Source organism: Curtobacterium sp. A7_M15, from assembly GCF_030705415.1.
Classification (GTDB): domain Bacteria; phylum Actinomycetota; class Actinomycetes; order Actinomycetales; family Microbacteriaceae; genus Curtobacterium.
In genome coordinates this window covers 1-11,547 of record NZ_JAUZED010000111.1, presented here as the reverse complement: position 1 = coordinate 11,547, position 11,547 = coordinate 1, and the positions used below count along the sequence as shown (strand labels likewise).

Genomic DNA, 11,547 nt, shown 5'->3' with positions numbered 1-11,547 from the left:
GGCGCACGCCCGAGGCGGGCTCGGGAGGCGCGGTGCCGGTCCGCCCCGCGGCCAGCGTGACCGCCTGACGGGCGGAGGTCGCCGGGACCGGCCGCACCGCGCCTCCTGGATCGCAGCCCCGTCACGCGACGCCCCGTTACGTCCGCAGAACCGGCGCAACGTGTCCGTCACCTGGGTGGGGTATCGTTCCCGGTACGCAAGCGCTCCGGGGTCGGTGCAAGTCCGAACCGGTGGTGACAGTCCACGAACTGATGACGGGTGCGAACCCGGCAGAGGTTGACTCGGTGAAACTCCGGGACCGACGGTGAAAGTCCGGATGGGAGGCGCGCTGGCGGACGAGACGCTCCACGACCCGTGGGCGCGACCCGTCCGTCGATGCCGACGATCGTCGAACACCCCGGAGTCCCGTTGAGAGGACACCAGTGTTCACCGGCATCATCGAGGAACTCGGCACCGTCACCGCCGTCGAGCAGCACGGCGACTCCGTCGCGCTCACCGTCCGCGGACCCGTCGTCGTGCAGGACGCCCGGCACGGCGACTCCATCGCGACGAGCGGCGTCTGCCTGACCGTCGTCGAGCAGACCCCCGAGACCTTCACGGCCTTCGTCATGAAGCAGACGCTCGACATGAGCGCACACGGGTCGCTCGCCGTCGGCGACCGGCTCAACCTCGAGCGCGCGGCCTCGGTGGGGGACCGGCTCGGTGGGCACATCGTCCAGGGCCACGTCGACGGCACCGCCACCGTGCTCGAGACCGCGGACGGCGACGGTTGGCGGCGCGTGCGGTTCTCGCTCGCGCCGGACCTCAGCCCGCTGGTCGTCGACAAGGGCTCGATCGCGATCGACGGCGTGTCGCTGACGGTCAGTGCGGTCTCGTCCGAGGACGCCCCGGCGGAGGACGCCTGGTTCGAGGTGAACCTCATCCCCGAGACGCTCGAGGCCACCACGCTCGGCGCCCGCGTGCCGGGGGACCGGGTGAACATCGAGACCGACGTCCTGGCCCGGCACGTCCGACGGATGCTGCGGCTGGACGCCGCGGCACGGCCGCTCGAGGGCGCCGCGCAGCCGCTCGACGGTGCCGCGCTCGGCCGGGGGGCGCGGTGATGGTCGCCGAGGCACGTCCCCGGGACGTCCCCGGCGTCCTCGGGCTGTCGACCGTCGACGAGGCGATCGCCGCCGTCGCGGCCGGGCGCCCCGTGATCGTCGCCGACGACGAGGACCGCGAGAACGAGGGCGACGTCATCCTCTCCGCTGAACTCGCGACCCCGGAGTGGATCGCCTGGACCGTGGCCCACTCGTCGGGGTTCATCTGCGCACCCGTGAGCGTCGAGATCGCCGACGCGCTCGACCTCCCGCCGATGGTCGCGCACAACGAGGACGTCCGCGGGACGGCCTACACCGTGACCGTCGACGCCGCCGTCGGTGTCACCACGGGCATCAGCGCCCACGACCGTGCACACACGCTCCGGGTCCTCGCCGACCCCGCCTCCGTGCGCCACGACCTGCACCGGCCCGGACACGTCGTGCCCCTGCGCGCCCGGCCGGGCGGGGTCCGCGAACGTGCGGGTCACACCGAAGCCGCGATCGACCTGGTCACCGCCGCAGGGCTCCGGCCCGCCGCGGCGATCTGCGAGATCGTCGACGAGGACGGCAGCATGATGCGTCTGCCGGGACTCCTCGGACTCGGGGCACGCGCCGGCGTGCCCGTCATCACCATCGCCGCGCTCGCCGAGTGGCTCGACGCGGCAGACCGGGCAGCGGCGGAGTCCGCACCCACGGAAGGAACGGCACGATGAGCGGAGCAGGCGCGGCGGAGCGCGACCACGTCGACGGCAGCGGCATCCGGGTGGCGATCGTCGCCGGGCAGTGGCACGAGGAGATCGCCGGTGGGCTCCTCGCCGGGGCGCAGCGCGAGGTCGAGCGGCTCGGCGCCACCGCCGAGGTCATCCCAGTCCCCGGGAGCTTCGAGCTGCCCGTGGTCGCCAAGACGGCGCTCGAGGCCGGGTTCGACGCGGCGGTCGCCCTCGGCGTGATCATCCGCGGAGGGACCCCGCACTTCGAGTACGTCTCGGACGCGGCGACGAGCGGTCTCACCCAGGTGGCGATCGATGCCGGCAAGCCCGTCGGTTTCGGGGTGCTGACCCTGGACGACGAGCAGCAGGGCCTCGACCGTGCCGGGCTCCCCGGTTCGAAGGAGGACAAGGGCGCCGAGGCCGTGCACGCGGCCGTGTCGACCGCGGTGACGCTGCGCCGGCTGCGCGTGCTGGCGTAGGCGGCTGGCGGACGCGGGCGCTGGCGCTGCCGAGCGCGCTCGTCGGCGGATCGCGCCCGCCCACGGTCATCGCGCCCCGACTCATCGGGGCGCGATGACCGTGGCGGGGCGCGGTCGCTAGCCGTGTGCTCGTCGCGCGGCACCGGAACAGGAACGACGACGGCCCCGCACCTCGAGAGGTACGGGGCCGTCGTGTGCGGCGGTGGTGACTACCGCTTGCCGAACACGTGGATCGGCAGGAAGAAGGCGAGGCACATGAGCACGAGACCGCCCATGAAGATGAACGCCTGACCCGAGCTCACCTGGAACGCGAAGCCGAACAGGTACATCGAAACCAGCAGCAGCAGGATCGAGAAAACAGCGGCGATGACGCGGCCCACAGTGGTACCTCCGGAATCAGGCGGGTGGATCGAACCCAGTCTATCCCCAGGAGCGACGAACTCGGTTCACGCTCCGGGGCGGGTGGCGATGAGCCGGTCGACCACGGCGAGGAGGGGCTCCATGTCGACCGAGGCACGATCGGGCCGCACCTCGCTCGCGGCGCCGAGCGACGCGGCGTGGTACAGCCCGTCGCCCATGAGCTTGATCGCCTGCGCCGTGGGTACGTCCCCGAGCGAGTCGACGAGGGTCGCCAACCACGCGTTCTCGGTGTCGTCGAGGGTGCGGCCGGCCTCCTCGTAGCCGGCCTGCTGCAGTCGGCTCGCGGCGAGGAGCGCGAGGTCGAGCTCGCTGCCCACGAACTGGCAGTTCCGGACGAAGTAGCGGGCGGCGCCGTCCTCGGCGTCACGCATGCGTTCGACGTCGATGGCCGACAGGTCGGACAGACGCTCGCAGAGGCCCTCGACCAGGGCGGCCTTCGACCCGAAGTGGTAGAGCAGTCCGCCCTTGGACACTCCCGCTCGAGCGGCCACGGCGTCGAGGGTCGCCGGACGCTCTCCTTCCTCGCACACGATGGCGACGAAGCTGTCCAGGACACGATCGCGGGCGCTTGCCATGCCGGAAGTCTGCCATGCAGCGCAGGCGCCGTGGGCCATCCTCCACGGCGCCTGCGGGTCGTGTCAGCCCTTCAACGCCCCCGCCGCGATGTTCGCGATGAAGTGCCTCGAACCGATGATGAACACCCCGATGAGCGGGAACACGCTGATCACCGCGCCGGCCATCACGGATCCGAGGTCGGTCGCGTTCACCGAGCTGAGCGAGGCGAGTGCCACCTGGAGCGTCTGCCCCTTCGGGTCGATCAGCACGATCAACGGCCACACGTAGTCGTTCCACGCGGTGATGAAGGTGAAGATGCCGAGGAACGCCAGTCCGCCGCGGAGCATCGGCACGGCGATCGACCACCACGTCCGGAAGAACCCGGCGCCGTCCACGCGGGCGGAGTCGATGACCTCGTTCGGGATGGACCCCGTCGCGAACTGCCGCAGGAGGAAGATGCCGAACGCGTTCGCCGCTCCCGGGACGATGAGCGCCTGGAGTCCGCCGATCCACCCGAGGTGCGCCATGAGCACGAAGCTCGGCACGAGGGACAGGCTCCCGGGCACGAGGAACGTGGCCAGCGAGTCGAACAGCATCACCAGGACCGCGGTGCCGCCGGCGACGATGACGGTGTTGCCGAGCGCCCGCAGCATGTCGACGCTGCTGAACACCGTGGCGAGGTTCTGCACGGTGTGGTCGCTGAACCACAGCGACGGCGGGTAGCCGAAGATCTGCGCGTTCGACGACGTCGACATGACGAGGAGCCAGTAGAAGGGGAAGATCGACAGCACGACGCCGACGACGAGGCAGAGGTGCGTGACGAGTCGTCCGACCCAGCCGTGGCGGAACCCTCGCCGGTGGTCGTCCGGTCGCTCCGCCGCGGCGTTCGGCCGCCCGAGGGCCGCTGCGGTGTTCGTGGTGCTCGGTGCAGTGTCGGCGCTCATGCGCGGACCCCCTTCGTGGTGCGCAGTCGTCGGGGGGTCTTCAGGCCGTCACGCTCGCTGAGCAGTCGCCAGTTGATGACCGCGAAGACCACGGAGAAGAAGAACAGCACCCACGCGATCGCCGAGCCGTACCCGAAGTCGAACTGGTTGAACGCCTGGTCGTACTGGTAGAGCACGATCGTCATGCCGGCCTCGTCGGGGCCGCCGACCGCCTGCCCGTTGAACAGGATCTGCGGCTCGGTGAAGAGCCCGAGGCCGCCGATCGTCGATGTGATGACCGTGAACAGGATCACCGGCCGCAGCATCGGGATCGTGATCCGGGTGAAGATCTGCCAGGTGTTCGCGCCGTCGACCTTCGCGGCGTCGTACAGCTCGGTCGAGATCGACTGCAGGCCGGCGAGGTAGATGATCGCGTTGTACCCGGTCCAACGCCAGATGACCATCACCGCGATGGTCACCTTGATGCCCCAGTACGACGAGAGCCAGCCGACCGGGTCGGCACCGACGGCACGGAGGGCGGCGTTGACGAGGCCGAACCCGTCGGAGAACACCGAGCCGAACACGATCGCCATCGCGACCATGCTCGTCACGTTCGGGATGAAGAACGCGACGCGGTAGAAGCCCTTCGCGCGGATGTTGCCGTGCAGCAGGAACGCGAGCACGAGGGCGAGGAACAGCATCGGGACGGTCGAGATGATCCAGATGATGAAGGTGTTCGAGACGGCGTTCCAGAACCGCGGGTCGGTCAGCAGGTACTGCTACTGCGCGAGGCCGACGAAGGCGGGGGAGCCGACGCCGTCCCAGTCGGTGAAGGACAGCACGATCGAGAAGACGATCGGGAACAGCCCGAACACGAGGAAGAGCACGTAGAACGGCGCGATCGCCACGTACTGCGGCCAGAACCGGCGCAGGCTGAAGCGGTGCCCCGTCGCCGCGGTGGAGATCGAGGCGGTGGGGGTGCCTCCGACGACGGGGTTCGCGGTGGTGGCGGTCTTCTCGCGGATCGGGGCGCTCATGCCGACACCCCGCGCTTCGCCAGGACCCGGTCGGTCTGGTCGAGGGCGTCCTGCCATGCCCGCTCGGGGTCCTTGCCGGCCGACTCCACGTTCGTGATCTCGGTCGCGAAGGCGCCGATGAACCGCTCCGAGTTCGAGATGTACGTCACGGGGACCTCCGGCGCGGCCTTGCTGAAGAAGTCGAGCGGGTTCTGGTCCCCGAAGAAGTCGCCGGGGTTGCGCATGATGCCGTTCTCGAACGACGCCGGGGTCGACGGGAAGAGCTGGATGTCGTTGTAGGTGTGGGACTGCACGTCCGCGCCGGTGATCCACTTGGCGAACGCCACCGCGGCTTCGGGGTCCTTCGACGTCCTGGGCACGGCGAGGAATGATCCACCGCTGTTGCCCGGGCGCTCCGGTTGCCGGGCGATCCGCCACTTCCCGGACAGGTCCGGGGCCGTGTCGTGGATGATCTGCGTCCACCACGCGCCTTCGATCTGCCCGGCGACCCGACCCGCGACCCAGCCGGCGTTCTGGTCGGTCCCGGACTGCAGGTTGCCCGTGATGCCGGCGTGGATCGACTCGACCGCGTTCTCCCAGGCCTTCCGGATCGAGCTGTCGTCGTCGTGGTAGAGCGGTTGGTCGTCCCGGTCGAAGTACCGCGTGGGACTCGCGGAGACGAACTGGTTGAAGAGCTGCGTCGCGGTGATGATCGTCGCGGCTCCGGTCTTCTGCTTGATCTGCTTGCCGAAGGTCCGGAAGTCCGCCCAGGACTGGATGGCCGCGCTCACCTCGTCCGGATCGGTCGGGAGGTCGGCCTTCCGCAGGACGTCCTGGTTGTAGAAGAAGCCGGTGGGTCCGGTGTCGACCGGCCAGAAGCACTGCCGCCCGGACGGCGTCCGACCGAGCGAGAGCTTCCAGTCGTAGTAGGCGGACTTCTCGGTGGCCGAGGGGTCGAAGTCGGTGAAGAGCTCCTCATCGGGGAAGTAGAGCCAGCAGTTCGAGTTCACCATGAGGACGTCGGGGATGAACGCGTTGCCGGCGAGGGCGGTCCGGAACTTGGTGTCGTACGACGCCCCGCCGATGAGGTCCGGCCGCAACCGCATCGGTTCGTGGCCGCTGATGCCCCCTGCCGCCTGCTTCAGGAACTTCGGGTCGAGGGACCGGTTCCAGTACCAGAGGACGAGTTCGTCCGGGTCCTTCGAGATCGCGGTGCCGGTGGAACACCCGGCGACCAGGACCGTGGTGGCGAGTGCGCCGAGGGCGCCTGCGCCGGCGAGGAACCCCCGCCGACTGAGACTGTGCGTTGCTGCTGTCACTGGAGTGCCTGCTCTCGTCGTTGAGATGCTTCGACCGTGGAGCGCTCGACCGTGAACGCTCACGAAGTGGTCAGAGCATGCTCCTGCCGACACGCCGTGTCAAGCGTCTGCATCGTTGCAGGTGCCGCGCGCGACGGGTACGTTCGTCGGGACCGTGAAGGTTCACGACACGATAGGGATCCGCATGTCAGCGCAGACCGCGACCACCGCCAGCAGCACCTCCACGACCGGACACGACACCCCCGGCTGGGCGGTCCTCGGGCCCGGCGGGATCGCCCGCCGCTTCCTCTCCCAGCTGCCCTCGAGCGAGGTCGGGGCCACCCTCGTCGCCGCCGGCAGTTCGTCGCCGGAGCGGGCGGGGGCGTTCGCGTCCGAAGCCGCCGAGCACGGGTTCGCCGACGTCACCGCGGCGACCTACGACGAGGTGCTCGCCGACCCGCGCGTCGATGCCGTCTACGTCTCGACGGTGCACACCGGTCACGCGGCGCTCGTCCTCGCGGCTCTTGCCGCCGGCAAGGCGGTCCTGTGCGAGAAGCCCCTCTCACCGAACCACGGCACCTCGATGGCACTCGCTGACGCTGCACGCCAGGCCGGCCTGCCCCTCGTCGAGGCGTACATGTACCGCTTCCACCCGCAGACCGCAGCGCTCCTCGAGCTCGTCCGGCAGGGGGCCGTCGGGACCGTCACGCACGTCGACGCCTCGTTCGCGTTCCGGGCGGGGGACCGGTCCGGGCGCCTCTTCGACGTCGACACGGCAGGTGGGGGGATCCTCGACGTCGGCGGCTACCCGGTGACCATGACGGCCGCGATCGTGCAGGCAGCGACCGGCGTCGCCGTCGCGGAGCCCACGGAGCTCACCGCGACGGGGAGCCTCGGCCCGACCGGCGTCGACGAGTGGACGGTGGCCCAGCTGACCTACGGCGGCGGCATCACGGCGAACCTCCGCACGGGCGTCCGGGTGCAGGACGACAACGCCGTGGTCGTGCACGGCACCACCGGGAAGATCACGCTCACCGACCCGTGGACCCTCGGTGACGACCCCACGATCGAGATCCGCACGATCGACGAGGACCCGCGCACCCTGTCCTTCGCCGGCGCACACCCGTACGCGCTCGAGGCCGACGCCACCACCGCGGCCCTCGCTGCCGGGCGGGTCGACGCTCCCCAGTTCACCCTCGACGAGTCGCTCGCCACCGCGCGGACCCTCGACAAGTGGCGTGCCGCGATCGGCCTCCGCTTCCCGTTCGAGGCCGAGACCGCGGACATCCCGACCGTCAGCGGTCGACCCCTCACGGTCGCCGCGCACGAGCCGGACCGCGCCGACAACCCGATGCGCTACGGCGACGTCGCCGGCGTCGGCAAGCGCATGTCGCGTCTGGTCATGGGCGTCGACAACCAGCCCGACCTGGCGCACGCGAGCGCGATCTTCGACCTGTTCGTGGAGCAGGGCGGCAACGTGTTCGACACCGGGTACATCTACGGCGGGGGCGTGCTCGAGGGCCGGCTCGGCAAGTGGATCCAGAACCGGGGCGTCCGCGAGGACGTGGTCGTCATCACCAAGGGCGCACACACGCCCCACTGCGACCCGGAGTCCCTCACCCGGCAGCTGCTCGAGAGCCTCGAGCGCCAGGGCACCGACTACGCGGACATCTACATGATGCACCGTGACAACGAGGACATCCCGGTGGGGGAGTTCGTCGACGTCCTCGACGAGCACCGCCGCGCCGGCCGCATCCGTGTCTACGGCGGATCGAACTGGACGCCTGCGCGCTTCGACGAGGCGAACGCCTACGCCCGCGCGAACGGCAAGCACGAGTTCGAGGTCCTGAGCAACCACTTCGGTCTGGCCGAGGCGTACGACGTGCCGTGGGCCGGCTGCCGCCACGCGACCGACGCCGCGTCGAAGCAGTGGCTCGAGGAGCGCCAGGTCCCGCTGCTGCCCTGGTCGTCGCAGGCGCGCGGCTTCTTCACCGGCCGGGCCAAGCCGGAGGACACGAGCGACGCCGAACTCGTGCGCTGCTACTACAGCGACGACAACTTCGAGCGACTCCGCCGAGCGTCGGAGCTCGGCGAGCGGTTCGGCGTCCCCGCGACGGCGATCGCCCTGGCCTACGTGCTGCACCAGCCGTTCCCGACGTTCCCGCTCTTCGGACCGCGTACGATCGCGGAAGCCCGGTCGTCCATGACCGGCCTCTCCGTCGACCTCACTCCGGAACAGGTGGCATGGCTGGACCTCCGCGACTGACACCGCAGCACCCGGACCCGCTCCCCGCGGGCAGCACCACCGGCGGCCGCGCGACGATCATCGACGTCGCCGCGGCCGCCGGTGTGTCCCGGCAGACCGTCACGCGCGCGATGAACGGCATGTCCGGCATCAGCGCGGCGACCAAGGAGCGCGTCCTCGCCGCGGCGGAGCGGCTCGACTACCGCCCGTCGCGCTTCGGCCGCGGGCTCGTCACGGGCGGCGACCACCAGCTCGGGCTCGTCGTGAACGACCTGCGCAACCCCTACACGCCGCAGCTCGCCTCGGCCGTCTTCCGGCTCGCCGCCGAGCAGGGGTGGAACGTCATGCTCGCCGACGTCGACCTGGCGAGCGACGCCGACCGCATGGTCCAGGCGCTCGGGTCGCAGACGGACGTCGTCATCGGGTACCTCGGCTCCCGCCGGGACCGGTGGCGCGAACTCCTCGGCACCGTCCCCATGGTCGAGCTCGATCCGTACTCCGAGCCGCCGACCGCGGCCGTCTGGATCGACCCCGCCGACGCGGTCGAGGTCCTCGCCGACCACCTCGTCGCCACCGGCGTCCGGCACCCGGTGGTGCTCGACAACTCCTCCCCGGAGCACACGAGCGTCCGCGGGATCCTCATGATGGACGCCCTCCAGCGGCGGGGCTACCTGCCCGAGCTCGTGCACGCCGAGCACGGCACGGCGGAGTGCGGCGCGGAGGAGACGACACGGATCCTCGAGCGACGCCGACGGCAGGACGCGATCCTCGCCTTCAACGACGTGATGGCGCTCGGGGTGCTGCAGGCGTGTCGACGGGCGGGCGTCGACGTCCCGCGGGATGTCCGCGTCGTCGGCGTCGACGGCCTGCCGCTGGGCTCGCTCGTCTCGCCGACGCTCTCCACGCTGGCGGTGGACCTCGACGAGGTCGCGCGCGAGGCCCTCGACCTCGCCCTCGGCATGCTCGCCGGCGAGCTGCCGCGGCAGGGCGACGCGGTGCAGCGCACCGTGCGGCACCGCCTGCTCCTGCGCGAGTCGGCCTGACGAGGCGGCCCACGGGGAGAGCGCGACCAGGAGACGGACGGGAGGCGCGGTTCGGCCCCGCACCGCGCCTCCAGGCCGCCATCGGTTGCATTTGCAACCAATACCGTCCAGACGGTACACTAACGGAGTCCTGGCGAGACGCGTGCACACCCCGCGTCCGGTCAGGCCCGTTCGTCAGTTCCGCCGTCGACCTGGTCCGGCTCGAAGTTCCTGGAGTCACCGTGTCCGCCCTGCTCACCAGCCCGGTCCCCACCACTGCCGTCGGCAGCCGAGCCCGTCGGTTCGCCGCCCTCGCTGTCTTGATGCTGCCCGTCCTCCTCATCTCGGTGGACAACACCGTCCTGAGCTTCGCGCTGCCGTCGATCTCGCGCGCGCTGAACCCGGACGCGACCACGCAGCTCTGGATCGTCGACGCGTACCCGCTCGTCCTCGCCGGACTGCTCGTCGTGATGGGCAGCATCGGCGACCGCATCGGGCGCCGTCGGATCCTCGTCATCGGTGCCAGCGGCTTCGCGCTCTTCTCCGTCGCCGCTGCCTTCGCGACCGACGCGTGGATGCTCGTCGCCGCTCGCATCGTCATGGGCGTGTTCGGTGCGATGCTCATGCCGGCGACCCTGTCGATCATCCGCAACGTCTTCGTCGACGCAGGGGAGCGGCGGATGGCGCTCGCCGTCTGGTCCACCATGTTCGCCGCGGGCAACGCCCTCGGGCCGCTCGTCGGCGGCGTGCTGCTCGCGCACTTCCACTGGGGTGCGGTGTTCCTCGTCGCGGTGCCGATCCTCGTCGTGATGCTCGTGGCCGTGCCCTTCTGCGTCCCGGAGTCCCGCGACCCGCACCCGGGGCCGGTCGACGTGCCGAGCATGTTCCTGTCGCTCGGCGCCCTCGCCCCGACCGCGTGGGCGATCAAGTCGGTCGTCCATCCCGAGGAGCGAGGTTTCGCCATCGCGATGCTCGCGGTCGGCGTCCTGTGCGGCATCGCGTTCGTCCGTCGACAGCTGCGCTCGCGGACTCCGATGCTGGACCTCCGGCTCTTCCGGAGCACGGCGTTCACCGGCAGCGTGCTCATGAACATGGCGGCGATGTTCTCGTTGACCGGGTTCCTCTTCTTCATCGCGCAGCACCTGCAGCTCGTCGCGGGTCTCGACCCCTTCGCGTCCGGCCTGGTGCTGGTGCCGGGGTCGGTGCTCACGATCGTGGCGGGACTCGTCGTCGTGCCGATAGTGGCTCGGGTCGCCCCGCGCTGGGTCGTCGCCGTGTCGCTGCTCTTCTCGGCCGCCGCCTACGCGATGGTCGCGGTCCTCGGGCACCACGCCTCGATCGTGGCGCTCGCGTTCGCGTTCGTGCTGCTCGGTATCGGGATCGGCGCCTCCGAGACGGTCACGAACGACCTCATCATCTCGACGGCCCCCGCGGACAAGGCGGGCGCGGCGTCGGCGATGTCCGAGACGGCGTACGAGATCGGTGCGGTGCTGGGGACTGCTGTGCTCGGGACGATCCTGGCGACGGCGTACCGGGCGCACGTCGTGGTGCCGGGCGGACTGTCGTCGTCGGCGCACACCGCTGCGTCGGAGACGCTCGGTGGTGCGGTCTCGGCGGCGGCGTCCCTCGGCGGGTCGGCGGGACAGGCGCTCCTCGAGTCGGCTCGGGCGGCGTTCGACTCCGGCGTCACGGTGACGGCGGGGGTGGCGGCGCTCCTGATGGTCGTCGCGGCCGCCGGCGCCGTCGTGATGCTCAAGCGCCGCTAGGGCGCCCCGCCCCGCCGGCCCCGCCCCGCCG

At 70.8% G+C, this 11,547-nt stretch carries 12 protein-coding genes and 1 riboswitch; of the genes, 6 read left to right on the top strand and 6 right to left on the bottom strand.

The genetic code is table 11. The features are described 5' to 3' along the window. Nucleotides 1–197: 197 nt before the first annotated feature. Nucleotides 198–332, top strand: a riboswitch (FMN riboswitch). 90 nt (nt 333–422) lie between these two features. The 3 genes from Q7F20_RS15575 to ribH are packed head-to-tail and all read left to right on the top strand — an operon-like array spanning nt 423 to nt 2,271. Then, on the top strand, nt 423–1,103 hold the full coding sequence (locus Q7F20_RS15575) for a riboflavin synthase (RefSeq protein ID WP_305740980.1): 681 nt from the start codon (nt 423–425) through the stop codon (nt 1,101–1,103). Further along, nucleotides 1,103–1,795, top strand: coding sequence for a 3,4-dihydroxy-2-butanone-4-phosphate synthase (gene ribB, locus Q7F20_RS15570; RefSeq protein ID WP_370871707.1), 693 nt, complete (start codon nt 1,103–1,105; stop codon nt 1,793–1,795). Before Q7F20_RS15575 ends, ribB begins: the two co-directional genes overlap by 1 nt. Next, the gene (ribH, locus tag Q7F20_RS15565; protein WP_305740979.1) at nt 1,792–2,271 is read left to right on the top strand and encodes a 6,7-dimethyl-8-ribityllumazine synthase; all 480 of its coding nucleotides are present in this window, start codon (nt 1,792–1,794) and stop codon (nt 2,269–2,271) included. The genes ribB and ribH overlap by 4 nt, the downstream gene beginning before the upstream one ends. 209 nt (nt 2,272–2,480) lie before the next feature. Here ribH and Q7F20_RS15560 read toward each other — a convergent pair whose 3' ends face one another. From Q7F20_RS15560 to Q7F20_RS15535, 6 genes are all read right to left on the bottom strand, one after another. Then, entirely contained in the window at nt 2,481–2,651 is a 171-nt protein-coding gene (locus tag Q7F20_RS15560) for a hypothetical protein (protein ID WP_305740978.1), read from the bottom strand. A 66-nt stretch (nt 2,652–2,717) separates the two neighbouring features. Next, nucleotides 2,718–3,266, bottom strand: a complete 549-nt coding sequence (locus Q7F20_RS15555; protein ID WP_305740977.1) for a TetR/AcrR family transcriptional regulator — start codon at nt 3,264–3,266, stop codon at nt 2,718–2,720. 63 nt (nt 3,267–3,329) lie between these two features. Further along, nucleotides 3,330–4,190: a carbohydrate ABC transporter permease gene (locus Q7F20_RS15550; RefSeq protein WP_305740976.1), complete on the bottom strand. Its 861-nt coding sequence runs from the start codon at nt 4,188–4,190 to the stop codon at nt 3,330–3,332. Further along, nucleotides 4,187–4,870, bottom strand: coding sequence for a carbohydrate ABC transporter permease (locus tag Q7F20_RS15545; RefSeq protein ID WP_370871706.1), 684 nt, complete (start codon nt 4,868–4,870; stop codon nt 4,187–4,189). The genes Q7F20_RS15550 and Q7F20_RS15545 overlap by 4 nt, the downstream gene beginning before the upstream one ends. A 78-nt stretch (nt 4,871–4,948) precedes the next feature. Then, the gene (locus tag Q7F20_RS15540; protein ID WP_305740975.1) at nt 4,949–5,206 is read right to left on the bottom strand and encodes a hypothetical protein; all 258 of its coding nucleotides are present in this window, start codon (nt 5,204–5,206) and stop codon (nt 4,949–4,951) included. After that, nucleotides 5,203–6,504, bottom strand: coding sequence for an ABC transporter substrate-binding protein (locus tag Q7F20_RS15535; protein ID WP_305740974.1), 1,302 nt, complete (start codon nt 6,502–6,504; stop codon nt 5,203–5,205). Before Q7F20_RS15535 ends, Q7F20_RS15540 begins: the two co-directional genes overlap by 4 nt. A 184-nt stretch (nt 6,505–6,688) precedes the next feature. On the opposite strand from Q7F20_RS15535, the gene Q7F20_RS15530 reads away from it, so the two are divergent. From Q7F20_RS15530 to Q7F20_RS15520, 3 genes are all read left to right on the top strand, one after another. After that, nucleotides 6,689–8,749: an aldo/keto reductase gene (locus tag Q7F20_RS15530; RefSeq protein WP_305740973.1), complete on the top strand. Its 2,061-nt coding sequence runs from the start codon at nt 6,689–6,691 to the stop codon at nt 8,747–8,749. Then, complete coding sequence (locus Q7F20_RS15525) at nt 8,728–9,771, top strand: LacI family DNA-binding transcriptional regulator (RefSeq protein ID WP_305740972.1); 1,044 nt, start codon at nt 8,728–8,730, stop codon at nt 9,769–9,771. Before Q7F20_RS15530 ends, Q7F20_RS15525 begins: the two co-directional genes overlap by 22 nt. 221 nt (nt 9,772–9,992) lie before the next feature. After that, nucleotides 9,993–11,516: an MFS transporter gene (locus Q7F20_RS15520; protein WP_305740971.1), complete on the top strand. Its 1,524-nt coding sequence runs from the start codon at nt 9,993–9,995 to the stop codon at nt 11,514–11,516. The last annotated feature ends 31 nt before the right edge of the window (nt 11,517–11,547 follow it).